This is a genomic window from Geobacillus sp. PK12, assembly GCF_004123125.1.
GTDB lineage: Bacteria > Bacillota > Bacilli > Bacillales > Anoxybacillaceae > Geobacillus > Geobacillus zalihae.
In genome coordinates this window covers 1-24,997 of the sequence record NZ_SDKL01000059.1, presented here as the reverse complement: position 1 = coordinate 24,997, position 24,997 = coordinate 1, and the positions used below count along the sequence as shown (strand labels likewise).

Annotated in this window: 25 protein-coding genes; 18 read left to right on the top strand and 7 right to left on the bottom strand. The window is 51.9% G+C overall.

Annotation, left to right across the window (positions count from 1 at the left end; translation table 11 throughout):
- The 10 genes from ETR37_RS15835 to ETR37_RS15795 form a co-directional block, all read left to right on the top strand.
- Nucleotides 1-885: IS3 family transposase (locus ETR37_RS15835; protein ID WP_129447504.1), on the top strand; the 885-nt coding region annotated here is incomplete at its 5' end.
- Nucleotides 886-1,283: 398 nt separating this feature from the next.
- Nucleotides 1,284-1,763: a flavin reductase family protein gene (locus tag ETR37_RS15830; RefSeq protein ID WP_129447503.1), complete on the top strand. Its 480-nt coding sequence runs from the start codon at nt 1,284-1,286 to the stop codon at nt 1,761-1,763.
- Between the two features lie 777 nt (nt 1,764-2,540).
- Nucleotides 2,541-3,062 carry a hypothetical protein gene (locus ETR37_RS15825; RefSeq protein ID WP_047817667.1) on the top strand — a complete coding sequence of 174 codons (522 nt, stop codon included), beginning with the start codon at nt 2,541-2,543 and terminating at the stop codon, nt 3,060-3,062.
- A 79-nt stretch (nt 3,063-3,141) separates the two neighbouring features.
- The gene (locus ETR37_RS15820) at nt 3,142-4,023 is read left to right on the top strand and encodes an ABC transporter permease subunit (protein WP_060788410.1); all 882 of its coding nucleotides are present in this window, start codon (nt 3,142-3,144) and stop codon (nt 4,021-4,023) included.
- On the top strand, nt 4,023-5,036 hold the full coding sequence (locus ETR37_RS15815; protein WP_060788409.1) for an ABC transporter permease: 1,014 nt from the start codon (nt 4,023-4,025) through the stop codon (nt 5,034-5,036). Before ETR37_RS15820 ends, ETR37_RS15815 begins: the two co-directional genes overlap by 1 nt.
- Before the next feature lie 26 nt (nt 5,037-5,062).
- Nucleotides 5,063-5,668, top strand: coding sequence for a kinase (locus ETR37_RS15810; RefSeq protein ID WP_240432104.1), 606 nt, complete (start codon nt 5,063-5,065; stop codon nt 5,666-5,668).
- 309 nt (nt 5,669-5,977) lie between these two features.
- Complete coding sequence (locus tag ETR37_RS19235) at nt 5,978-6,142, top strand: hypothetical protein (RefSeq protein WP_164978014.1); 165 nt, start codon at nt 5,978-5,980, stop codon at nt 6,140-6,142.
- A 46-nt stretch (nt 6,143-6,188) separates the two neighbouring features.
- Nucleotides 6,189-6,668, top strand: a complete 480-nt coding sequence (locus ETR37_RS15805) for a DUF2975 domain-containing protein (protein WP_011229691.1) — start codon at nt 6,189-6,191, stop codon at nt 6,666-6,668.
- A 10-nt stretch (nt 6,669-6,678) separates the two neighbouring features.
- Entirely contained in the window at nt 6,679-6,903 is a 225-nt protein-coding gene (locus ETR37_RS15800; protein ID WP_013144000.1) for a helix-turn-helix domain-containing protein, read from the top strand.
- Between the two features lie 16 nt (nt 6,904-6,919).
- Nucleotides 6,920-7,822 carry a DUF817 domain-containing protein gene (locus ETR37_RS15795; protein ID WP_174520681.1) on the top strand — a complete coding sequence of 301 codons (903 nt, stop codon included), beginning with the start codon at nt 6,920-6,922 and terminating at the stop codon, nt 7,820-7,822.
- A gap of 63 nt (nt 7,823-7,885) precedes the next feature.
- On the opposite strand, the gene ETR37_RS15790 is transcribed toward ETR37_RS15795, so the two are convergent.
- From ETR37_RS15790 to ETR37_RS15780, 3 genes are read right to left on the bottom strand one after another with little or no spacing between them, the layout of a single operon-like run.
- The gene (locus ETR37_RS15790) at nt 7,886-8,374 is read right to left on the bottom strand and encodes a DinB family protein (protein WP_060788408.1); all 489 of its coding nucleotides are present in this window, start codon (nt 8,372-8,374) and stop codon (nt 7,886-7,888) included.
- Between the two features lie 49 nt (nt 8,375-8,423).
- Complete coding sequence (locus tag ETR37_RS15785; RefSeq protein ID WP_129447502.1) at nt 8,424-9,176, bottom strand: TatD family hydrolase; 753 nt, start codon at nt 9,174-9,176, stop codon at nt 8,424-8,426.
- A 49-nt stretch (nt 9,177-9,225) separates the two neighbouring features.
- The gene (locus ETR37_RS15780) at nt 9,226-10,599 is read right to left on the bottom strand and encodes a sigma-54 interaction domain-containing protein (protein WP_129447501.1); all 1,374 of its coding nucleotides are present in this window, start codon (nt 10,597-10,599) and stop codon (nt 9,226-9,228) included.
- 234 nt (nt 10,600-10,833) lie between these two features.
- Between ETR37_RS15780 and ETR37_RS15775 the strand changes: the two genes are divergently transcribed.
- The 5 genes from ETR37_RS15775 to ETR37_RS15755 all read left to right on the top strand — a co-directional run bounded on the left by ETR37_RS15775 (nt 10,834) and on the right by ETR37_RS15755 (nt 17,271).
- A complete protein-coding gene (locus ETR37_RS15775; RefSeq protein WP_129447500.1) occupies nt 10,834-12,246 on the top strand; it encodes an amino acid permease in 1,413 nt (470 codons plus the stop codon).
- Between the two features lie 96 nt (nt 12,247-12,342).
- Nucleotides 12,343-13,890, top strand: coding sequence for an L-glutamate gamma-semialdehyde dehydrogenase (pruA, locus tag ETR37_RS15770; protein WP_129447499.1), 1,548 nt, complete (start codon nt 12,343-12,345; stop codon nt 13,888-13,890).
- A 70-nt stretch (nt 13,891-13,960) separates the two neighbouring features.
- Entirely contained in the window at nt 13,961-15,160 is a 1,200-nt protein-coding gene (locus ETR37_RS15765; protein ID WP_033005314.1) for an ornithine--oxo-acid transaminase, read from the top strand.
- 26 nt (nt 15,161-15,186) lie between these two features.
- Nucleotides 15,187-16,425: a Glu/Leu/Phe/Val family dehydrogenase gene (locus ETR37_RS15760; protein ID WP_013144008.1), complete on the top strand. Its 1,239-nt coding sequence runs from the start codon at nt 15,187-15,189 to the stop codon at nt 16,423-16,425.
- 237 nt (nt 16,426-16,662) lie between these two features.
- On the top strand, nt 16,663-17,271 hold the full coding sequence (locus ETR37_RS15755) for a DedA family protein (protein WP_020754691.1): 609 nt from the start codon (nt 16,663-16,665) through the stop codon (nt 17,269-17,271).
- A 69-nt stretch (nt 17,272-17,340) separates the two neighbouring features.
- Here the strand turns inward: ETR37_RS15755 and ETR37_RS15750 are convergent, their stop codons facing one another.
- The 4 genes from ETR37_RS15750 to ETR37_RS15735 form a co-directional block, all read right to left on the bottom strand.
- Nucleotides 17,341-18,330 (bottom strand): FecCD family ABC transporter permease, encoded by a 990-nt coding sequence (locus ETR37_RS15750; protein WP_033005315.1) that lies wholly within the window; start codon nt 18,328-18,330, stop codon nt 17,341-17,343.
- The gene (locus ETR37_RS15745; protein ID WP_129447498.1) at nt 18,327-19,334 is read right to left on the bottom strand and encodes a FecCD family ABC transporter permease; all 1,008 of its coding nucleotides are present in this window, start codon (nt 19,332-19,334) and stop codon (nt 18,327-18,329) included. Before ETR37_RS15745 ends, ETR37_RS15750 begins: the two co-directional genes overlap by 4 nt.
- A 70-nt stretch (nt 19,335-19,404) precedes the next feature.
- On the bottom strand, nt 19,405-20,334 hold the full coding sequence (locus tag ETR37_RS15740; RefSeq protein ID WP_020754694.1) for an iron-hydroxamate ABC transporter substrate-binding protein: 930 nt from the start codon (nt 20,332-20,334) through the stop codon (nt 19,405-19,407).
- A 6-nt stretch (nt 20,335-20,340) separates the two neighbouring features.
- On the bottom strand, nt 20,341-21,132 hold the full coding sequence (locus tag ETR37_RS15735; RefSeq protein WP_033005316.1) for an ABC transporter ATP-binding protein: 792 nt from the start codon (nt 21,130-21,132) through the stop codon (nt 20,341-20,343).
- A 27-nt stretch (nt 21,133-21,159) separates the two neighbouring features.
- Between ETR37_RS15735 and ETR37_RS15730 the strand changes: the two genes are divergently transcribed.
- The 3 genes from ETR37_RS15730 (at nt 21,160) to ETR37_RS15720 (ending at nt 24,844) form a co-directional block, all read left to right on the top strand.
- Nucleotides 21,160-21,573, top strand: coding sequence for a hypothetical protein (locus ETR37_RS15730; protein WP_235048610.1), 414 nt, complete (start codon nt 21,160-21,162; stop codon nt 21,571-21,573).
- 75 nt (nt 21,574-21,648) lie between these two features.
- Entirely contained in the window at nt 21,649-23,712 is a 2,064-nt protein-coding gene (locus ETR37_RS15725) for a sigma-54-dependent Fis family transcriptional regulator (RefSeq protein ID WP_033005319.1), read from the top strand.
- Entirely contained in the window at nt 23,684-24,844 is a 1,161-nt protein-coding gene (locus ETR37_RS15720) for an acyl-CoA dehydrogenase family protein (protein ID WP_033005322.1), read from the top strand. The genes ETR37_RS15725 and ETR37_RS15720 overlap by 29 nt, the downstream gene beginning before the upstream one ends.
- The last annotated feature ends 153 nt before the right edge of the window (nt 24,845-24,997 follow it).

Below are 24,997 nucleotides of genomic sequence, written 5' to 3'. Positions count from 1 at the left end.
TCTTTTTCTATTTCCCTTTTTACACAATTATATGGACTTAACTATTATCAGCAGAACGGAAAAGTCGAGAAGAAAACAGTAGGTGGGGGACGTCCAACACCCGGCTACTCTCTAACGGCAACTGGCGAAAAAGTGTCAGACGAACAAATCCAAGAATGGCTCTCTGAGCTTGTGATGGGAGAAGGATTTGCCTACGGATATCGCAAGCTGACCATTCAGTTAAGAAGAGACCATCAGCTTGTGATCAGTAAGAAAAAAGTATATCGATTGTGTAAAGCGATGGACTTACTACGTCCGCAGCGAGAGAAACGGATTCCATATCCGAAGAAACTCGCTCGAAATCGCATTATTACAGGCTCGAATCAGTTATGGGAAATGGACGTGAAATACGGATATATCGAAGGAGAAGAACGCTTTTTCTTTGTTTTGTCGCTCATCGATGTGTATGACCGTTCGGTAATTGATTACCATATTGGGTTGAGTTGTTCAGCAAGCGATGCCGTAAAGACGCTTCAAAGAGCGTTATTCAAGCGTCAGCAATTTGAACAGGCAAATAAACCTGTGATTCGGACAGACAACGGCCCGCAATTTATTTCTCATGCCTTTGAAGCTGCCTGTGAGCGATTTGGAATCGAACATGAACGGATTCCACCACGGACGCCGAATATGAATGCACATATTGAAGCGTTTCATCGTTTACTGGAGGAGGAATGTCTAGGAAGAATGGCGTTTGACAGCTATGAAGAAGCTTATCAAGCCGTGATGGAGTACATGAAATTTTATAACGAGCGAAGGATTCATTCGAGTATTCTCGATCTTCCACCGCGTGAATTTTACAAAAAAGCGCAAACGGAATCGTTAATCATCAAAGAAGTTCGCGTATAAGGCAAGAGGATTTTGTCTTCTTGCCAAGAAAAAACGAGAAATTTTGAGAATAACCTAAAATTAAGATAGGATGTGTCCAAATTTAGGGGGTCAATCCGGTTAAGTGACAAAAAAGTTGTATACTGGACTCTTTAAAATGAGGGTGTCCCATTTTCTACTTTTGGGACACCCACTTTTTTTTAAGGGGTATTCTTCCATCCACTTTTTCAATAAAGGATTATGCCATCTTTCGTTTTCTTGAAAACTTGTGTTCGTCCGCTGTATTGTAAGTTGTGAAATCTCCCTATGTTTCTTAAAAATGAAAAGCTAGACAGATATAATTAGCTTGGATAAAATGGAAAATAAGAACATCTACACAACTGAAAAACACGATTTTTACGGAAGGAGGAGTTCCATACATGGATGCCAAGGCGAAAAAAACGGCTTTACGTGGAATTACATACGGTTTATACATTGTCGGCACAAAAGATGAAAACGGTACTGCCAATGCTTTTGCGGGAAACTGGCTGACACAAACGTCTTTTAATCCTCCATTGGTAGCGGTTGCAGTGAAAGTAGGCACCCGTTCCCAAGAGCAAATTGCCAAAGGTGGCGTATTTAGCGTCAATATTTTGGAAACAGGCCAGAAGGATATGGTCACCGCTTTCTTTAAATCTTTAGAACCGGAAGGAAATAAGCTGGCAGGGTACGAATTCTATACCGAAGAAACAGGATGTCCGATTTTTAAAGATGCGCTCAGCTTCTTTGAGTGCAAAGTTGTCGAAAAAGTAGAAAAAGGCGATCACTATATTTATGTAGGCGAAGTCATCAATGCCGGTGTGCATCGGGAAGGAGATCCGCTGACACTGAAGGAAACCGGATTTTATTACGGAGGGTGATTGGGGTACTCCTAACGTACAAGCCTGTTATAAGCGGTTGCGAAAGGAACGGATATAGAAACCACTGTATGGATGAGATGAAGCAGGCGGAAAAAGCTTGCTTCATCTTTAGCAATCGAACTAACGTTTAAAATTATGTTAATAAACAACGATAAAAGGAATAATGATCAGCTTGTTTTAGAAAACATCAATGAATCAATAATATATATCAAAGTTGCATACCTCTTTCATACATCTAAAGTTCATAGTACACCTTATTTATATGTGATAAATCAGTCAGAAGAAATCGAGATTAGTACAGGGATGAAAAATCCTAAAGAACTAAGTCTTATGTTAATTGATGGAAGATTTCAGAGCAACCACCTAAAAAGACACGAAGGTAACCAATTAGTGATGCAGATCCCCCATTGTCTCCAAGAGTGAATGGAAAAACTAGTTTTTCAACAACAATCCTTTGACATCATACTTCTAAAAGAGAGGCCATTTCGCCAGACACTGTACATTTCATCACAAAACCGAGAATCATAATGATTTACCATTGTTAGAAATATACCAAAGCTGGTCATATCATGGTTGAACTTAAGAAACAACAAAAAAGCAATAGTGATGGTTGGGCGTAAATATTAAAGAATTTTCCGAATCATTTTTGGAAGCCTTGTTTATCGTCGGATAAAGATTATCAGATTCATTTGAACGAAATGGTTAACCTAATATTTCACATCGTATACTATTTTTCTTTTTAAAAGATGCTTATACATACATATAAGGAGGGTTTTTATGAAGGATATCCGAATGACGGTGGTCCTTACGTTGTTGTTGCTATTGGTGCTAGTTGGCTGTGCCAAACCGAAAGTGGAGCAAACGGTAAAATTAGGTGGTGCGGTCAAAACGATCGGTGACCTAGTGGTGCTAAACGGAAACAGCAATTTGCCAAAAGGCGCCGTCGTGCAAATTGTGATGAAAGAAATCGAGGGGGGCAAACAGGTACTCGAGGAAAAAGTAAACGTTGGGGAAGACGGAAGTTATTCATGGAGCGCGAAAAGACCGGAGCGAGCTAAGGAATATGAGCTGGATGTGATGTTTTTGCCAGAATTGCAGCCGAAGCACGTAAAAGAGAAGTATGGCGAAAAGGGAGAGCTTATCAAAAAAGACTCGTCGGGCAGGGTAGAATATCAAACAGACGGACAAACCTATGTAGGAATTAAAATGTATGACCGCATCTTGAAAATAGGCGATGGAATGGGAGGACAGCAATCCATGTTAGCAGAAACATTGCCTCCACCGCCACCATCTTATTAACATGCAAGCACTGGCAGCTTACAGATGAAAGGAACATGTAGCAATCGTTTGCCTGTGCTCTGAGGGAGGGATCGGCCTTATGAAGAAATGGAAGCTCGCCTTGACGGTGCTGGCGGATTTGTTGCTTACCATTTTCACGATTATGGCGATTATCGCGTTTGCGCAAAGCTATTCCTTGTTCCCGAGCCCGCAAATGATCACGGTATTTTGGCAGCAATTTCAGCAGCTGTTTTGGAGCTTTTTTTCTATTCGTGATATAACGGTTTCGCTCTCGCAATGGCACAATGCTCCCCTGCTCTCAACGATGATGGAGCCGTATGCCTATTCCCTTGTTATTTTATGGGGGGCGCTGGCTGTTTCCTTCCTTATAGCCGTTACGGGAGCCTACATCTGCTTTTTGCTTCCGCGTCCGCTGCAAAAAATGGTGAAAGGAATCGCGTTTTTTCTTGAGTCGATCCCCGATGTTATTTTTATTTTTTCTACGCAACTGTTTGTCATCTGGGTGTTTAAAAAGACAGATTTGCTTATTGTCAATCCTGTTGCCGGTTTTGACAATGTATACGTGCTGCCGATTGTCATGATTTCCATTTTGCCTTCCATTCTGCTGTTCCAAATGACATTTCTTGCGTTTACGGAGGAAAAAGACAAGCCATACGTCGAATATGCGCTAGCGAAAGGATTGTCAAAAACGGCAGTGCTATGGCGCCATATGTTCCGCAACGCGCTGATCACCGTGTTTTCTAACGTCCAATATTTGTTTTGGTTTATGCTGTCGAACTTGTTAGTGGCGGAATATTTGTTTAATATGCACGGATTGTTCCGGTTTTTGTATGAGCAGCTCCATACGCCGGAAGTAGTGGCTATCGGTCTTGCCATGCTGTTTTTGCCATTTTACCTCATTGATGTGGCCGGGAAACGAGTGATTGCTTATTTGACGGGAATCGAGAGGGGGGTGGCGTGATGCGCGCATTCCGCAACGTGTATTTTGCGGCAGGGTTTATCATCGCGGCTGGTCTATTGCTGGCCAGTTTTTTCTATTCTTATTGGCTGAAAGACATCATTCCCCAGCCGCCGAAGCAGATCTACAATGAGGCTGGGCGGCTCGTTGACGTTCCTCCATACCCGCCGAGCTGGGCCCACCCGTTTGGCGTCGATCGCCAAGGTGAAGACGTGTTTTGGAAAGTCATCGATGGGGCGAAATATACGATTGTCACCGCATTGGCGGTCAGTTTGCTGCGGCTTGTGTTTGGGACGGTCGGCGGAATCGTGTATGCTTTTTATTTGCAGAAATTTCGGTTTATTGCCGAGTCCATCGTCCGCGCCTTTCGGTTTGTGCCGGCGATCTTTTTAACGATGCTCTTTTTTGCTTTCATTCCATTGGAGGAGCAAGGAGCTGGAATGGGAGTGTTGATCAAACAACTATTGGTGCTTGCGGCTGTTGCGCTTCCGCCGTTAATGCTGGTCATCGGCAATGATATCGCTGTCTTTTTGCAAAATGAATTTGTCGTTTCTTCCCGGCTGATGGGAGCTGATCACGTTTGGCTCATCCGCAAGCACGTTCTCCCGTATATGCGGCCGCGGCTGTTTTTGCTGTTTACCCAGCAGACGGTGCAGTCGCTCTTGCTGCTTGTGCATCTCGGGGCGTTTCAAATATTGCTAGGAGGCGTAAAAGTTATATATGATTCCGATGGGTTGGGCCCTCCGGAGAAGGTGGCGCTCTCCCTTTCGAACGAATGGTCCGGCTTGATCGGTCTTTCCTATCGGGAAATGATGCTTGACCAATGGATTGTTGTCGGGCCGTGTGTTGCCTTTATCGTTGCCATTTTTGCCTTTAAATTAATGGGAAAAGGGTTAGAGCAAGTGATCGCTGGAAAAGGAAAACGGAAGCAGCGGAAAAAACAGCGGAGTTCATCGGGAAAAACCGCTTCTTTTCCGCCGCAGCAGGGCGATTTTGAATTGGTCCTTTATAGATAGGCTATCCGAAAAATACATGAGGGGGGATGGGGTTGCGTGATCGCATCGACTTCTTATGCAAGACCATTTTGGCGATCAAAACAGCGGGCCGATTGGTCCTCGGGATTGATGGGCTAAGCCGATCGGGCAAAACGACATTCGCCAATCAGCTGAGTCAAACGTTGCGGGAGCAAGGCATCTCCGTGTGCGTTTTTCACATGGATGATCATATTGTCGAGCGAGCCAAACGTTATCATACGGGAAACGAGGAATGGTTTGAATATTATTATTTACAGTGGGATGTGGAGTGGCTAACGCATCAGTTGTTCCGTCAACTCAAAGCATCCCACCAGCTGACCCTCCCGTTTTATGATCATGAGACCGATACGCACTCCAAGCGAACGGTTTATCTCTCTGATTCGGACATGATCATGATTGAAGGTGTTTTTCTGCAAAGGAAAGAATGGAGGCCGTTTTTTGATTTCGTCGTCTATTTGGATTGTCCGCGGGAGATTCGCTTTGCCCGTGAAAACGATCAAGTGAAACAAAACATCCAAAAGTTCATCAACCGGTATTGGAAAGCAGAAGACTATTATTTGGAAACCGAAGAGCCGATTAAACGGGCGGATGTTGTTTTCGATATGACCTCATGATCGGGAATCTTTGGTAGGGTTTGTTCCTTTGCGAGGATGACGATGTTGGAAAAGAAAACATCGAATCGATCATCGATAATTTCATACAATTTGTTGAATAATCAACGAATTGTCTTGATCTAACCATTGAAAGTGCCCTCTTTCTTTTATAATGATAGACAGGTGTTGATGAAATTTATGGATTGAAGGAGGGTATCCTATTATGATTTCCGCGAAAGCACGGGCTGTCGATGAAAAACGAGTAATTGGGGGGAGTGCGGTTAAATAGCAGAATCAGGCCTGACGGGCCGAACGGCGGCTTTTTCCGGGATGGAAAGCGAATCGATTGGTAATGGGCGGCGTGGAAGTGAATACGGTGTGCCTGTTGTCTCAATAGGTATGGTCGGGCGTTACCGTGTGGGGACGTCTTTTCTTTTTGCTGTTTTGCAGAAAAAATTTAATTTAAATCAACAATTATTTATTGATAAACGATAAGACATTCATTACAATAAAGTCGAAAACGAGTCAGTGAGGTGTTTCGATGAAACGGGAAACGTTGTTTTTGAAGGCGTCTTTAGTGTTGATCGGCCTTCCGGTTTTGGCATTGTGCCTATTTTTGGTTCCTGCGCTTGCGAAGGTGGCTGTCAAGCTGGTGCCAACGTTCCCTTGGATCAAGTATTTTGTTTATCTTGTGTTTGAGGCGTCCGCGCTGCCGTTCTACTTCGCTTTGTATCAGGCGTTCCGGTTGTTAGTGTATATTGACCGAAACGACGCGTTTTCCGAGGCGTCGGTGAAAGCGTTAAAGACGATCAAACATTGCGCCGTCGCCATCAGCGGGCTGCATTTGCTTGTCTTGCCGCTGTTTTACTTGTTCGCCGAGAAAGACGATGCTCCGGGAGTCATCTTCGTCGGTCTGATTGTGCCGTTTGCGTCGCTTGTCATCGCTGTGTTCGCCGCGGTGTTGCAAAAGCTGCTGCAGCAGGCGATTGAAATCAAACAAGAAAATGAGTTGACCATTTGAGGTGGATGGCATGCCGATTATCGTGAATCTTGATGTCATGTTGGCGAAGCGGAAGATGAGCGTCACCGAGCTGTCGGAGAGAGTCGGGATCACGATGGCGAATTTGTCGATCTTGAAAAACGGGAAGGCGAAGGCGATCCGTTTCTCGACGCTTGAAGCCATTTGCAAGGCGCTCGATTGCCAGCCCGGGGACATTTTGGAGTATCGAAGTGATGAAGGGGAGTCAAATCCGTGAGCAGGGAGGGGACGGCTTGAAAGGGGAAAAGCAAGAGCTAGCGGTGGACGAATCTCCACCGTTTGGCCTCATGATCGTCCGGGTGCGCCAGTTTGGCAGAACGTCGCGGCTGATCAAAGCGTTTGTGCAGCTTGTTCGCTTCGGTTGGGCGCAGGCGCAATCTTGCGTGTTTCCGGTTGTCATTTTTGCCTCATTGGCGCTGACGAAGCTCGCGCCGCTTCCGCTGTTGCCGCGGTATGATTGGCTGCTTGTTATTTGCCTGCTCATGCAATGGTGGATGGTGCGGTCAGGGATGGAAACGCGGGATGAACTCAAAGTGATCACCTTGTTCCACGTCATTGGACTTGCGCTCGAGCTGTTTAAAGTGCGCATGGGTTCGTGGTCGTATCCGGAAGAGGGGTATACGAAAATCTTTGGCGTGCCCTTGTACAGCGGCTTTATGTATGCGAGCGTCGCCAGCTATCTTTGCCAGGCGTGGCGAAGGCTGAAGGTGGAGTTGGTGCAATGGCCGCCGTTTTGGATGGTCGTTCCTCTCGCTTCGGCGATTTACTTGAATTTTTTCACCCACCATTATTGGGTGGACGTTCGTTGGTGGCTCTCAAGCCTCGTCATGCTTGTCTTTTGGCGGTCATGGGTGACGTATGAGGTCGGGGGAATCCGCTACCGGATGCCGCTTGTTTTGTCGTTTTTGCTGATCGGGTTTTTCATCTGGATCGCGGAAAACATCGCCACCTTTTTTGGCGCTTGGCAATATCCAAACCAGGCGAAGGCGTGGAGCCTTGTTCATCTTGGGAAGGTGAGTTCATGGTGTTTGCTCGTTATTGTCAGTTTTCTCATCGTGGCGACGTTAAAGCAAGTGAAAACAATTGCTGTGACAGGGGCAGTGGAGCGTTCGCATGAAGATGGAAAATCGTTGTAAGCCGAGCAGGGCGGGATTTGGCTGGTCGTTGCTCGGCTTTTTCCTTGATGAGCCGCCCGCTCCTCACGGAAGCTGTGCCTTGATTTCTTCAATTTGCGCGAGGTGGCGCTGTTCATGGTAGCCGACAAATTCCACCCATTGCTTCAAATTCAGTGGCCCAAAAATGGGATGCGGGAACGATTTGGCTTCCAAGTCAGCCGGATTGGCTTGCTCCGTGATTTGGCGCAACCGCTGCCGCGATTGATGCAATTTTTCTTCCAGTTCGTGTCGAGTGAAAAAGCGGTCGCTCGGGCGGGCGAAATCAGGCGCCTCCACTTTTTTAGAACGGTCAACGGTCAAGTGGATCGGTTTCTCCTCAACCGGCTGGCTCTCGCCATGCTTTACTGTATGGGCGATCATGGCTGCGATCGATGTTTCGATTAAGTACAGGTGTTCGAGCACTTGGGCGATGGTCCAACTCCCTTTCGCCGCCCGGGTGTTCAGCTGTTCGTCCGACAGCCCGGAAACGCTTTTGATCAGCTGTTGGCGCACTCGCTCATTATGATCCATCATGTTTCCCTCATTTCGATGTAGATTTGGTTTCATCGTACGATAAGGAAGATCAACCGTAAAGCCGTTTTGTGTTCGCCGTGATCATGGTTTTGACTTGTTCGATATCTCGGCCATAGTGTGCCGCCACGGCTCGCGCGGAGTCCAATAGCCATAACGGCGTTGTCAGTTTTCCGGCAAACGGGCCTGCAAACGGCCATGGGCCATCGGTTTCAAGGAGCAGCTGCTCGATGGGAACGAGGGATAACAGCTGCTTGTCGCGCTCGCGGTAGCACACTTCTGGAGTGACGGAAATGTAGCAGCCGTACTCGATGATTTGTTTGACCACGGCAGGCTCGGCCTTCAGCCAGTGGAAATGGGCTTGTCGGACGCCAGCTTGCTGCAAGATGGCCAAGGCGGTTTCGGCGCGGTCGTAGACGGCGTGAAGAACGAGCGGCAAGGAGGCATCCGCGGCGATGGCCGCGATTTCGGTTAATCGTTCTTGATACGCGGGCAGCTTGGCGCATGCTTCCGCTGAATAGTATGGCAGCCCGACTTCGCCGATGGCGGCGAGCAGCGGCCGCTCTTGTTTGACAAGCTCTGTCCATTCGTTCCAATCGGCTGCGCTTGGCAGCGGTTGCTCGGGATGAAAACCGATGGCGGCGTAGACGAAGGAAGGGAATCGCTGTTTCAACTCGAGCGTTCGGCAGCTTGAGCGCAAATCGGTGGATACGGCGACGACGCCGATGATGCCCGCTTCTTGCCAACGGTTGATTTGTTCCTCGATGTCCGTGTACTGATCGAGATGAATATGAGCGTCGATCATCCACAGCGACCTCCCCTGTCCTTTTGGCCGTACGATCGCCAACTGCAGCTTATCCCCATTCCTTATCAATCTGGTACTTGCGGATGCGGTATTGCAAGTTTTGTCGGCTTAAGCCGAGCGCTTTGGCCGTTTTTGTGATGTTGAAGCCGTGATGCTGCAGCGCCTTGCGGATGTAGTAAATTTCGACTTCTTCCATGTATTTGTCAAGCGGCAACATATCTTCCGTATCGAACAAAAAGTCCGTTTTCGCTTCGTCGGGCGCCAGCTTGGCTCGAAAAGGGGCAGGCAGATGGGCGAGGGTGATGGTTTGTTCTTGTTCCATCGTCGCCATCGTTTCCAACATGACGGCCTCCAGTTCGCGCACGTTGCCGGGCCAGCTGTAAGCAAGAAACGCCTCTTGCACGTCATCGCCGAGTCCTTCGACATGTAGGCCATAGCGCTCGTTGCCTTGACGGATGAAATGGATAGCGAGCGGCAAAATGTCCTCTTTCCGTTCGCGCAACGGCGGCAGGACGATGCAGTGGACGGCAATTTGGTAGTAAAGCGATTTGAGCAATTCCCCGTTTTGGACCGCGTCAATCGGGTCGCCGCTTGTCGAGGCGATAAGGCGAACGTCCGCACGAACCGGTTTTTGGCCATGGGCGCGGACAAACTGTTTTTCTTGCAGGAAACGGGCAAGTTTTTGTTGAAGCGGCAGGCTTAACGAGTCGATATCGTCAAGCAGCACAGTGCCGCCGTCCGCTTGTTCAAACAAGCCGGGCTGGATCTCGCCGTCTTCTTCGCTGCCAAACAGCATCGTTTCCATCCAATCGTCCGGAAGCGACAAACACGTTTGCGCAAAAAACGGCTTCGCTCGCCGTTCGCTTTCATGGTGAATGCAGGAAGCGAGCAAGTCTTTTCCTGTCCCTTTCTCCCCAATGAGCAGCACGGACGCTTCGGAGCGGGCGGCATGACGAGCAAGGCGGATGGCCTTTTGCATGGCTTCGCTTTGGCCGATGATGTCCGCAAACGTGCGGCCGGCTTCCCCGCGTTGGTGGTGTTCTTGGATCAGTTTGCGGAACTTCGTGATGTCTTTGGCGATTTCCACGGCGCCGATGATGCGCCCGTCTTTTTGCAGCGGGTGTGTTTGATTGACCGTTGTCACGGCTTGTCCTTTGTTATTGAAATACGTTTGCTGCTTGTTCAGAATGCTTTCACCGGTGCGCAGCGCTTCCAGCAGCGTGCTCGGCTGCTCCGGGTTGAAGCGGAAGACGTCCAAAATGTTTTTATCGAGCACGTCCTCGATGTTCATACCCTCGATGTCCCGCATTTTCCGGTTGTAAATGACGGTTTTCCCATGTTGATCGACCGCATGGACGCCAAGGTCGATCAGTTCGAGAATTTGCTCATACATCGATAAAAGCGTTTCCATATCCCGGTTCACGATCAGCACCTCTCTTTTTTGTATTATAGCATAAGGTGGATGGGAGACGGGAAGGGAAAGAAAGATGTAAAAAAAATTTTTGCTAAATATATTGAAAATAGAAAAAAATAACTTCATAATAAAGTTGTGATACACGAAAAATTGAAAAATAATTTTGCATAAAAGGGGGTTCTGTTTGTTTGATAAAAATGTAAGCGGTTGCGAAATCGATCATAGAGAGGGGAGAGTTTTCGGATGCAACCCGTGCAAGAACTGAAACGAGAGCTAAAAAGCAGGCATTTATTTATGATCGCGCTAGGTGGGGTGATCGGCACCGGTTTGTTTTTAGGATCGGGTTATACGATTCATGAGGCGGGGCCAGGCGGGGCCGTCGTTGCGTATCTTTTTGGTGGATTGGTCATGTATTTGACCATGCTTTCGTTGGGAGAATTGGCCGTCCGCATTCCTGATGCCGGGTCGTATCAGACGTATGCGACAAAATTCATCTCGCCGGCGGTAGGGTATTGCATCGGCTGGCTGTCATGGCTGAACTGGTCGGTGACAGTCGGCATCGAGCTTCTCACCGTCAGCATCCTCATGAAACGATGGTTTCCCGATGTGCCGACATGGGTGTTTTGCGCCGTCTTCGCTTTGCTCTTGTTTTTGATCAATGCGTTGTCTGTCAAAGGATTTGGCGAGGTGGAGTTTTGGTTTTCGAGCATCAAGGTGCTGACGGTGATCGCGTTTATTGTTCTTGGTCTGGCGGCGATGTTTGGCGTCATCCAGATGAAAAATGGGCAGCCCGCTCCGTTTTTCTCGAATTTTACTGATCATGGCGGATTGTTTCCAAACGGGTTTTGGGCGATTTTTACGACGATGATCCTGGTGAACTTTTCGTTCCAAGGGACGGAATTGGTCGGCGTGGCGGCAGGGGAAAGCCGCGAGCCGGAAAAAACAGTGCCGGTTGCGTTGCGCAACACCATATGGCGCATTTTGATCTTCTTTATTTTGGCCATTTTTGTGCTGGCTGGCTTGTTTCCGTGGGAGAAAGCCGGCGTTGTGGAAAGCCCGTTTGTTGAGGTGTTTGACAACATTGGCATTCCGTATGCAGCCGATATCATGAATTTTGTCATCATTACGGCGGTGCTGTCGGTGGCCAACTCGGGCTTATATGCGACATCGCGCGTCCTCTGGTCGATGTCGCGCCAAGGCATGGTCAGTCCGTTTTTCAGCAAGCTATCGAAACGCGGCGTGCCGATCAACGCGCTTATTGCCAGCATTGCCATCGGCTGCTTGTCTCTGTTGTGCAGCGTGTATGCGGAAGATACGGTGTACGTCTGGCTGACGGCGATCGCCGGTTTTGGCGCCGTCACGGTGTGGGCTTCCATCGCGCTGTCAAGCTATTTCGGCCGGAAAGCGTTTTTGCGCGAAGGCGGCGATGTGCGCGATCTGAAATACCGGACGCCGTTGTATCCGTTCGTGCCGCTCGCGGCGTTTGCGTTGAATATGGCGACGATCATCGGGCTGGCGTTTATTCCAGATCAACGGATCGCTCTTTACTGCGGCATTCCGTTTCTCCTTGCGTGTTATGGGTACTACCACCTTGTGGCGAAAAAACGGGTTCAGCTCCTAGCCGCAGAAAAAGGGGAGCTCAAGGCCGCCAAGTAAAAATCATTGAAAAAAGCCATAATCATTTGCATAATATAACTATGAAACCGTTTTATAACGAAAAATTTTTTTGCCTTTAAAAAGGAGGATGACGAAATGGTGCAGCCGTACAGACACGAACCGCTCACAGATTTTACCGTGGAAGCAAACCGCGAGGCGTTTTTAGCAGCGCTCAAAAAAGTGGAATCGGAGCTTGGGCGCGATTATCCGCTTGTGATCGGCGGCGAACGGGTGATGACGGAAGACAAAATCATTTCGATCAATCCGGCGAACAAAACGGAAGTGGTCGGCCGGGTGGCGAAAGCGAACAAAGAGCTGGCGGAGCGGGCGATGAAATCCGCTGATGAGGCGTTTCGCACTTGGAGCCGGACGAGCCCGGAAGCGCGGGCCGATATTTTGTTCCGGGCGGCGGCGATCGTGCGCCGGCGCAAGCACGAGTTTTCCGCTTGGCTGGTGAAAGAAGCAGGCAAACCGTGGCGCGAAGCGGACGCCGATACCGCGGAAGCGATCGACTTTATGGAATATTACGGCCGGCAAATGTTGAAGTTGAAAGACGGCATTCCGGTTGAGAGCCGTCCGGGGGAAACGAACCGGTTCTTCTACATTCCGCTTGGCGTCGGGGTTGTCATTTCGCCGTGGAACTTCCCGTTTGCCATTATGGCGGGAACAACCGTTGCTTCGCTTGTGACCGGCAATACGGTGCTGTTGAAACCGGCGAGCGCGACGCCGGTCGTGGCGTATAAATTTGTGGAAGTGTTGGAAGAAGCGGGGCTTCCGGCTGGTGTGTTGAACTATATTCCGGGCAGCGGGGCTGAAGTCGGAGATTATCTCGTCGACCATCCGCGCACACGATTTATCAGCTTCACCGGATCGCGCGATGTCGGCATCCGCATTTATGAGCGGGCAGCGAAAGTGCATCCGGGGCAAATTTGGCTGAAACGCGTCATCGCGGAAATGGGCGGCAAAGACGGCATCATTGTCGATAAAGAAGCGGACCTCGAACTGGCGGCGCAATCGATCGTGGCGTCGGCGTTTGGCTACTCTGGGCAAAAATGCTCGGCGTGCTCGCGCGCCATTATCGTCGAAGATGTGTATGACCAAGTGTTGAATCGCGTTGTCGAGCTGACGAAGCAGCTCAACGTCGGCGATCCGGCGGAGCAAGCGACGTTTATGGGGCCTGTCATCGACCAAGGGGCGTACAACAAAATTATGGAGTATATCGAAATCGGCAAGCAGGAAGGCCGTCTCATGACCGGCGGGGAAGGAGACGACTCGAAAGGGTTCTTCATCCAGCCGACCGTGTTTGCGGATGTCGACCCGAACGCGCGCATCATGCAGGAGGAAATTTTCGGACCGGTCGTGGCGTTTGCGAAAGCGCGCGATTTCGATCATGCGCTTGAGATCGCGAACAACACGGAATACGGCTTGACGGGCGCCGTCATCTCGCGCAATCGGGCGAATCTTGAAAAAGCGCGGCACGAGTTCCATGTTGGCAATTTGTACTTCAACCGCGGCTGCACAGGGGCGATCGTCGGGTATCAGCCGTTTGGCGGCTTCAACATGTCAGGTACTGACTCGAAAGCGGGCGGCCCGGACTATTTGATCCTCCATATGCAAGCGAAAACGGTGTCGGAAATGTTTTAAACCAAAAAAGGGCGGCGGCGTCCGCCCTTTTATAGCGAAGAAACGCAGATAAGGAAAGGAGCGGTTGATGATGGCTACGAAGTCCGAACAGCTGATTGAACAGACGGAGCGATACGGGGCGCGAAATTATCATCCATTGCCGATTGTCATTTCGGAAGCGGAAGGGGTATGGGTGAAAGACCCAGAGGGCAACCGCTATATGGACATGTTAAGCGCTTATTCCGCTGTCAACCAAGGCCATCGCCATCCGAAGATTATTGAAGCGTTGAAAAAGCAAGCCGATCGGGTGACGCTCACATCGCGCGCGTTCCATAACGACCAGCTCGGCCCGTGGTACGAAAAAGTGTGCCGGTTGACGAAAAAAGAGATGGTGCTGCCGATGAACACGGGCGCCGAGGCGGTGGAAACGGCGCTCAAGGCGGCGCGCCGCTGGGCGTATGACGTGAAAGGCGTCCCTGACAATCAGGCGGAAATCGTCGTTTGTGAAGGCAATTTCCATGGCCGGACGCTCGCCGCGGTGTCGTTGTCGTCCGAACCGGCCTATAAACGCGGTTTTGGTCCGCTGTTGCCCGGGGTGAAAATCATTCCGTACGGCGATATTGAAGCGCTAAAAGCGGCGCTGACCCCAAATACGGCAGCGTTTCTCCTTGAACCAATCCAAGGGGAAGCCGGCATCCGCATCCCGCCGCAAGGCTTTTTAAAAGCGGCCTATGACGTGTGCAAAGAACACAACGTGTTGTTCATCGCCGATGAAATCCAAACCGGGCTAGGACGGACGGGGAAGTTGTTTGCTTGCGACTGGGAAGATGTTGTGCCTGACATGTATATTTTAGGGAAAGCATTGGGCGGCGGGGTGTTCCCGATTTCGTGCGTCGTCGCCAACCGCGACATTTTGTCGGTGTTTGAACCCGGCTCGCACGGATCGACGTTTGGCGGCAATCCGCTCGCCTGCGCGGTGTCGATCGCGGCGCTTGAGGTGATCGAAGAAGAGCGGCTGGCGGAGCGGTCGCTTGAGCTTGGCGAATACTTCCTTTCGAAACTAAAACAAATCCGAAACGCCGATATGAAAGAAATCCGCGGCCGCGGCTTATTTATCGGCGTCGAGCTGCATGTGCCGGCGCGTCCGTACTGTGAGGCGCTGAAAGAGCAAGGATTGCTTTGCAAGGAAACGCATGAGACGGTCATTCGTTTCGCACCGCCGCTCATCATTACGAAAGAGGAATTGGATTGGGCGTTTGAACGGATTGCGAATGTCTTGTCCCGTCCATAAATCGAGTCAAAGAGGCGAATGAGACGATGGAAGAAAATATGTTTCTCTCCACCCAGCGTGTGATCAAAGCGGCGCTGGCCAAACTCGGCTACGGTGAGGAGATGTATGAGCTGCTCAAAGAACCATTGCGCGTCCTTACCGTACGCATTCCCGTCCGTATGGATGACGGAACGGTGAAAGTGTTTACCGGCTACCGCGCCCAGCATAGCGATGCCGTAGGGCCGACCAAGGGAGGCATTCGTTTTCATCCGGATGTCACCGAGGAAGAAGTGAAGGCGCTGTCGATGTGGATGACGATCAAAGCCGGAATTGTCGGTTTGCCGTATGGCGGCGGCAAAGGTGGCATCGTCTGCGACCCGCGGAACATGTCGATGGGTGAGCTGGAGCGGCTCAGCCGCGGCTATGTGCGGGCGATCAGCCAGATCGTGGGGCCATCCAAAGATATCCCGGCGCCGGACGTGTTTACCAACTCGCAAATTATGGCGTGGATGATGGATGAATATAGCCGCATCCGCGAATTTGATTCGCCTGGCTTTATCACTGGCAAGCCGCTTGTGCTCGGCGGCTCCCAAGGTCGGGAAAAAGCGACGGCGCTCGGTGTCACGATTTGCATCGAAGAAGCAGCGAAAAAAGCGGGAATTGAGTTGCAGGGGGCGCGGGTCATTATTCAAGGATTCGGCAATGCAGGCAGCTTTTTGGCCAAGTTTTTGCATGAAGCTGGAGCTCGCGTCATTGGCATTTCCGATGCGTATGGCGCGTTGTATGACCCGAACGGACTGGATATTCCGTATTTGTTGGATCGCCGCGACAGTTTTGGCACGGTGACAACGCTGTTTGAGAATGTCATCACCAATCAAGAGCTGCTGGAAAAAGAGTGTGATATTTTAGTTCCGGCCGCGGTAGCGAATCAAATTACGCGTGACAATGCCGCGAATATTCGCGCTAAAATTGTGGTCGAGGCGGCCAACGGCCCGACGACGCTGGAAGCGACCAAAATCTTGACGGAGCGGGGCGTGCTATTGGTGCCTGATGTGCTGGCGAGCGCTGGCGGGGTGACGGTTTCCTATTTTGAATGGGTGCAAAACAACCAAGGCTATTATTGGACGGAAGAGGAAGTCGTCGAGAAGTTGAAAGAGAAATTGACGAGCGCGTTTCATCGCGTCTATGAATTGGCGGAATCGCGCCGTGTGGATATGCGCATGGCGGCGTACATGATCGGGCTGCGCCAAACAGCAGAAGCAGCTCGCTATCGTGGTTGGGTATAATCATGGAAGGGTTGTTGCAAGGGGGGCGCGCCGTCCATCCTCATCTGCTTGGGGGTGGGCGGCCTTTCGTTTGCGGGACGCCGATGAAGCCGGTGATATCGAAGGGAGAGCGAAAGCAAGCTGCTTTTCTTTTTTGCAAAGGATCTTTTTTTGTACTACCATATCATATACATACATTAATGAGGAAAGAGACATGCATACATACAATGAGCCGGGCGGAAGGGAGAGAATGGCGCCATGCAGGCGTGGATCACGAATGTAATGGAACAATTCGGCTATATCGGCATTTTTCTGATCATCGCGCTGGAAAACATTTTTCCACCGATTCCGTCGGAAGTCATTTTGCCGTTTGGCGGGTTTATGACGACGTACACGTCTTTGACGGTGCCCGGCGTCATTGCGGCGGCGACCGCCGGTTCGGTTGCCGGGGCATTGGTGCTGTACGGAATTGGCCGGCTGTTGTCGGTTGAACGGCTCGAGCGGATCGTCGACCGTTGGGGGAGATGGCTGCGGGTGAAGCCGGAAGACATCGCCAAGGCGAACCGGACGTTTCACCGTTATGGGGTATGGGCCGTCTTTCTTGGCCGCATGATTCCGTTGGTGCGCAGCTTGATTTCCATCCCGGCGGGCATGGCGAAGATGAATATCGGACTGTTTGTCTGGCTGTCCGTGCTCGGCACATTGATTTGGAATACGGCGCTCGTTTCGATCGGCGCAGCGCTTGGCCAGTCGTGGGGGAAAGTGTCCGAGGTGATTGGAATGTATGCCGAGGTAGTGTATGTCATCATCGGCCTGATCATCACCGTTGCCGCTGTCCGCCTATGGAAAAGACGCCGGATGTCTTGATGCCGGCGCCTTTTTTGCGGCCTTGATTGTGAAAATGACCGCTGCCGCCGTTGATCGGAAGCGGATCGGTCAGCGTTTTAGCAACAAGTAAATGAAATATGGGGCGCCGATCAAGGAGACGATGACGCCGGCCGGAAGCGGCTCGGCGAGAACGTTGCGCCCGATCGTGTCAGCCGCAAGCAGCAACCATCCGCCAATAAGCATGGAGGCCGGAATGACACGCTCATGCCGCGGGCCAACGATCAACTTGGCGATATGCGGCGCCATTAAGCCGATAAAGGAGATGCCCCCGGTTACGGAGACGGCGGTGGAAGCGACGGCGACGGCCGCTGCCATCAGCACGAGCCGCTCGCGGCGGACGTGGACGCCGACGCCAATTGAGACGGCGTCGCCCAAATGTAAAATATTGAGGCTCTTGGCTCGGTACAATGCCGCCAATGCGCCGGCCGCCAGCCACGGCAGCACGGCCCAAATAAATGGCCAATCATCCCCCCAGATGTTGCCGGCGAGCCATTTGGCAATGAAATCGACTTTTGTCCGGTCGGTGGAAGAAATGAGCACGATCATCAGCCCGGAGAGCGCCATCGACACCCCGACGCCTGTGAGCACAAATGACACAGGCTGGAGTCCTGCTGTTCTGTTATAGGAAATGGCATAAATGACGGCGGCCGTCAACAAGCCACTCACGAACGCAACAAGCGGAATGGCGTACACAAAGGTGCCGGCGTCGATCGGGAAAAATAAAAAGAATAAGGCCACGCCCGCTCCAGCCCCAGCGTTGATTCCGAGCACGCCTGGGTCGGCCAAGTCATTGCGGGTAATGCTTTGCAAAATCGCACCCGACAAAGCAAGCGCCATCCCCGCTAGCAAGGTGATCACGATGCGCGGCAAGCGAAGCGAAAACAAGATGAACTCTTCTTGCATCGAACCGTTGCCGATCAGCGTCGGGATGATGCGGCCGTATGAGAGCGGCGCTTCGCCTGTGCCCAACGCCACTGCAACCGTGGCAAGAATGAGCAAAGCGAGCCATCCTAACACCGATGTCATGCGTGTTCTCATTCCCATCCCCTCCCTTTTCTCCGCACGACGAATAGGAAAAAGGGCAGGCCGATGACCGCAATGATGGCGGCTACCGGTGTTTCAAACGGCGCGTAAATCGTGCGCGCGGCCGTGTCAGCCATGACCATGGCGCTAGCGCCAATGGCGGCGGACAGAGGGATGACAAAGCGATAATCGGCCCCGGCGATCGCCCTCACGAGGTGGGGAATCATCAGGCCGATAAAGGTGATGTTGCCGGCAATGGACACCGAGGCCCCCGTCAACAAAAACACGACGAAAAACAACCAAGCCTTGACGACGGACGTTTTCTGCCCAACCCCGACAGCCACATCTTCGCTTAGACTCAAAATGGTCAATTGGCGTGAAAACGCAATGGCGATGCCTAAACCAATAAGAACGAGCGGGATCATCACCGTCAGCTGTTTCCAGGAGACACCAGCGACTCCGCCTGACGTCCACATTGACACGTCTTTGGAAATATGGAAATAAAGCCCAATTCCTTCGGCGATGGCGAACAAAAGCGCCGAGACCGCTGAACCGGCCAAGACGATGCGAAGCGGTGAAAACCCTCCTTTGCGGGCGGCGCCGATGCCAAAGACCATCCCCGCCCCTGCAGCAGAACCGGCCAAGCAAGCGAAGGTGATGGCGATATAGCCGGCTGAAGGGAAAAAGGCAAGGGTGGCGGCCAGCGCCGCGTTCGCTCCCGCCGTGAGGCCAAGAAGCCCCGGATCAGCGAGCGGATTGCGCGTCATTCCTTGCATGATCGCTCCGGCGACGGCGAGGCCAGCGCCGACAGCTGCTGCCGCTGTCTCGCGCGGAATGCGCAATTCTCGGATGAGATCAAACGTCTTGCCCTCCTGATCGGAAAACAGGGCTTGCCATACGTCACGCCAAGTGGTGTCCGCTACGCCGATGGCCATGGAGCTGAACCAAACGGCGGCCAAGATGAGGACGGATAGCGGAAAGGTGTAGCGAAACGGCAAACGGCGCTGCATCTCTTCCATCGTCTCTCTCCTCCTTGTTGTGTATACGAAACAGACGGGACATCCATGGTTGGACGCCCCGTCGTCAAGGTCATTGACCTAAAAAGTGCTTTTTAAAGAAATCGAGCTGGTACTCGAGTGTGATCGGGTCGTTAAAGTAGAATGCTTTTGAATCCGCGACAAACATGCGGCCGTTTTTCACCGCAGGGATGTTTTTGAATGTGTTCGTTTCCATGAAAGAAGTGTCGCTGTCGCCTTCCGTGTACTTGCAGAAGATGAGATAGTCGCCGACAAATTGCGGCAGCGCTTCAAGCGAAACGGCGTAATACCCTGGTTTTAGCGCGTGCTCTTCAACCGCTTTCGGCATTTTCAGTTTCATTTCTTGATATAAAATTTCCGTGCCGCGTCCCCAGTTTTGTCCATACACGTACAGCTGTTTGCCGAAATTCTCGGCAACGGTCACCGTCGCGTTTTCGCCGATTTTCGCCCGAATTTGCTTTCCAGCTTCCTGTGCCCGTTGTTGGAAGTCTTTAATCCATTTTTTTGCTTCGTCTTCTTTATTGACGAGCTTGGCGTATTGCAAGATTAAATCGCGGTAGTTGTATTTTTCATATGTAAAGGTGATCGTCGGCGCGATTTTGTTCAATTTGTCGATATTTTTCGTTGTCGATAATCCGACAATTAAGTCCGGTTTTAATGAAATGATTTTTTCAATATCATCTTCGCTGACCGTTTCGGCATCTTTCAGCTTGTCCTGCAGAACGGGACTTGCTTTGGACCAGGCATCCGCTCCGACCACCGGCACTCCAAACGCCACGATATAAGGAGCTCCCCATAGAGCGACAATTCGTTTCGGATGGGCGGGAATTTCGACTGGGCCGTTTTCCGATTGGAAGGTGACCGTCTCCTTTTCATTTTTGGAAGATGACGCGTTGTCCTCTTTTTTTCCGTTATTGGTGTTGCCGCATGCGCTTAGCACAAGCGCGAACATCAGCAGCAGTGCAAGCCATGTTTTCCTCATGATGAATTAAGCCTCCTTGAGCAATTGATAAGTGAAGCAAATTGGTTTGTTCGTCCGCGGGTCGCGGCCGATGTCGGCGTCGATGCCAAACACGTCACGGAGCACTTCGCGGCAGATAACGTCTTCGCTCCGCCCGGACTTGATGATGGCTCCTGCTTTCATGGCGATGATATAGTCGGCAAAGCGGGCCGCCTGGTTGATGTCATGAAGCACCATGACGATCGTCCGCCCTTCTTCTTGGTTCAGCCGTTCAAGCAGCTCGAGCACCTCAAGCTGATGGGCGATGTCCAAATACGTCGTCGGCTCGTCTAAAAAGATGATGTCGGTCTCTTGGGCGAGCGCCATGGCGATCCAGACGCGCTGCCGCTGTCCGCCCGAGAGCGCATCGACCGGCCGGTGCTTTAAGTCGGCCGTTTTGGTGACGTCAAGCGCCCAGTCAATCGCTTCATAATCCCGCTTTGTCAGCCGTCCGAATCCTTTTTGATACGGAAAGCGGCCGTACGAGACGAGTTCCCCGACGGTCAGTCCGCTTGTCGCTTCCGGCGTCTGCGGCAAAATGGCCATTTTTTTCGCCAGCTCTTTCGTCGGTTGCTGGGAAATCGCTTGGCCGTCTAAAATGACCGCGCCCGATTGCGGGGAAATGATGCGCGTCAACGTCTTGAGCAGCGTTGACTTGCCGCACCCGTTCGGCCCGATGATGGCGGTGATTTGCCGATCGGGAATGCGGACGGACAAACGTTCGAAAATCGTCCGGTCGTCATAGCGGACGGTGAGCTCCTCGGCATACAAGCGAACCATGCGGCCACCTCCTTTTGGACTAAGAAAATGAAAATCACTATCATTAACAATCTTTATTATAACGAAATTCTTAAAAAAGACAATGAATTTTCTCATCGAAAAAACAAGTTTTATGATGGAAAAAAGAAGGAGAACAGGATGGACAAGGTATGCGGCCGCCACAGCCCCGCTGTTAAGAGAACCCCGGACTATATTTCGCAGGCCTATCGCTGCATCCCACGCTGCAACCTGACCGACATACGGCCGGTGCGGCCTCAGAAAGCCCGGCCCTTTGCCCCGCAGTTGTCTAGCGCCATGCTGTTGCGAAAACGCAACGATTCCGGCTGTCTGAATGGCAAAAACACAACACATTCTGCAGGTTTGTTGCGTTTTTGCAACAAGTCGTTGTTGTTTTGCAACGGAAGGTTTGATACGATGGAGAATGGAGATTCATTTTTCTGAATAATTAGACGCTTGATTTGTTGGCACGCAGTTTGCTTTTCCAAACAAAGTGAAGGCGAGACAGGGGGATGGGGGATGACGATAGAAGACATCATGTGGAAAACAACCGCTGCTGTTTGGGAAAGCGATTCCCTTGAGCAGGCGGCCCGCACGTTGGCCAAGCAAGGGATGGCCGGGGCCATCGCATGCGACAGTGAAGGAGAAATGGTCGGGGTGGTGGCGGCCGAGGACGTGCTGTTTGGCCTCGTGCAGGGGCGCAAAACGGTTCGTGAGGTGATGCGGCCGCCGCAGCCACTTCCGGTCCATGCGCGCCTTGAGGAGGTCGCGTTTGGCGGCAGTCTGCTCCGCGCCGTTGTTGATGAGAGCGGCCGCCTGGCCGGTCTATTGACAAAAGAGCAGTATTTGGCGGCGCAGGCAAAGGCGTCCCGTCTTCGCTTAAAACAGCTGGAGGCTATGTTCAACGCCGCCCATAACGGCATTTTGTCGATCGATGCAAAAGGGCGCATTACCTCGATCAATCCGGCCGCGGAACGGATGGCGCGGACGACGAAGGAAGAAGCGCTCGGGCGGTTGTTGACCGATGTCGTCGTGCCGTCCGGCCTGCTCGATGTCGTGCGCACCGGCCAAGGGTGTACGGAAAAGTACCGCGTCGGCAAGCGCGTCTATATTACGAACCGGTCGCCGATCGTCGACGATGGAAAAGTTGTGGGGGCGGTCGGAGTATTTCAAGACATTTCCGAGATTGAATTCATCTCGAGCGAGCTTGAGACGGTGAAGCGCATTGCCAATGAGCTGCAGACGGTGATGGATGCAGCAACCGACGGCATCGCCATCGCGGATCGCAATGGGGCGATCACCCGGCAAAATCAAAAATGGGCCGCGCTGTTCCCGGATGCGGGACAAGGGCGCATCCCCGCTCCGCTCGACCAAGTTGTGCGCCAGGCGCTTGACCGCTGCCAGCCGTGCTCCATGCTCCATCAAGGCGCGGAAACCGGCAATACGCTGATCGTCTCCGCCGTGCCGATCATCGAGGAAGGCGGCCGGGGCGATCGGGTTGTCGTGTACGTCAAAGACATGACCGAGATGGAGCAGCTTCGCGCCGAACTTGAGGAGACAAAACGGCTCCTTCATACGTTAAGCCGGCAGGAAGGCGCTGACCTTATTTACCGGGCGCCGGCGATGGCGCATGTGATCGCCATTGCCCGCCAGGCGGCGGCCGTGGATGTCACCGTGCTTTTAACCGGAGAGTCGGGCGTCGGAAAGGAAGAGTTAGCGAACTTCATCTGGAAGCAGAGCGCGCGCAGCGGCCGTCCGTTTGTGAAGGTAAACTGCGGGGCGATTCCGGAGACGCTGATGGAGTCCGAGCTGTTCGGCTATGAGCCCGGGGCGTTCACCGGTGCGGCGAAAAAAGGAAAAAAGGGTTACTTTGAACAGGCGGATGGCGGGACGATTTTTCTCGATGAAATTAGCGAAATCCCGCTCCACCTGCAAGTAAAACTCCTTCGTGTGCTTCAGTCGATGGAAATTATGCGCTTGGGGGCTGAGGCGCCCAAACGGATCGATGTCCGCATCATCGCCGCAACGAACAAACCGCTTGAAGAGCTGGTCGCCGCCGGGCGGTTCAGAGCTGATTTGTTTTACCGGCTGAACGTCATGCCGATCGCCATTCCGCCGCTGCGCGACCGGAAGGAAGACATCCCGCTGTTGGTCGACCATTATCGAAAGCGGTTTGCTAAAAAGTATCAAAAACAGCTCGTGTTCACCGACAGGGCGCTTGCGATGATGATGGACTACCATTGGCCTGGCAACGTCCGCGAGCTCGTCAACGCCATTGAGCGCATGTTTGTAACGTCTGCCGCGCCCGTCGTCGACGAAGATCACGTGGCCAAATGGCTTCATCTTGAGCCGCCGACGGCTGCCGATCCGGTGTCAGTCAGCGAGGTCGTTCCGCTCAAACAAGCGGTGGCGGACGTCGAGCGCCAGCTCATCATCAAAGCGCTTCATCATGCGCGCACGTATCGGCGGGCGGCGAAGCTGTTGGGTGTCGATGCGTCGACCCTTGTGCGCAAGGCGCAAAAATATGGAATCGAATCACGGGGAGGGGAAGAAGATGGATTTTACGTTGCCAGCCGAGATTGAATTTTTAAAAGAAAACGTCCGCAAATTTGTGAAAGAAGTCGTGGAACCGGTGGCCATGGACATTGAAGAAAACGACCACATTCCAGAAGATATTATTGAAAAATCGAAAGCCATGGGGCTGTTCGGCTTAAGCATCCCAGAAGAATACGGCGGCCTTGGCTTGTCGATGGTCGGCAAATGCGCTATTTACGAGGAACTCGGCAAAACGCATAACGGCTATACGACGCTAATTGGCGCCCATACAGGCATTGGCACGGTCGGCATTGTGGAGCTCGGCACGGAAGAACAAAAGCAGCGCTATTTGCCAAAGATGGCGACGGGCGAATGGATCGGCGCCTTTGCCTTAACCGAGCCGAGCGCCGGCTCGAACGCCGCCGCGATTAAAACGACCGCCGTCCGCAAAGGCGACCGCTACATCATTAACGGCTCGAAGCATTACATTACGAATGCTGTCGACGCCCACGTGTTTACGGTGATGGCGGTCACCGATCCGTCAAAAGGCCCGAAAGGCATTACCTCGTTTATTGTGGAAAAAGATTTCCCCGGCTTTATCGTCGGTAATGTCGAGCGGAAAATGGGACTGCGCGGATCGCATTCAGCCGAGCTGTTTTTTGACAACTTGGAAGTGCCGGTCGAAAACGTGCTCGGAAAAGAAGGCGAGGGATATGTCAACGCTCTCAAAATCCTCGCCAACGGCCGCGCGGGTCTCGCCGCCCGCAACCTCGGTTCGTGCATCCGCCTCTTGGAATACTGCATGGAATACGCCGAACAGCGTGAGCAGTTCGGCAAGCCGATCATCGAGCAGCAAGCGATCCAGCATATGCTGGCGGAAATGAGCATGTTGATCGAAGTGCTGCGCTCAACCGTTTACCGCGTCGCCTGGATGGTCGACCAAAAGATGCGCGTCGTCAAAGAAGCGGCCATCGCCAAACTGTTCGGCTCGGAGGTGTACAACAAAATCGCTGACATGGCCGTGCAAATCCACGGCGGCCTCGGCTACATGAAAGATTACCCGATCGAACGTTACTTCCGCGATGCCCGCATTACGAAAATTTACGAAGGCACCTCGGAAATCCAGCGCAACATCATTGCGAGCGAACTGCGGAAAGAATACGGAAAAGTGCGGGTCTGACCGAAACGCCGTCTGCTGACAGCAGGCGGTGTTTTTTCACCGTGTGCGCCCGGCATGGGTGCAGTCTACAGGGTGAAAGTCCCGAACTGCGAAGGCAGAAGTAACAGTTAGCTTAACGCAAGGGTGTCTGCGGCGACGCAGAATCTGAAGGAA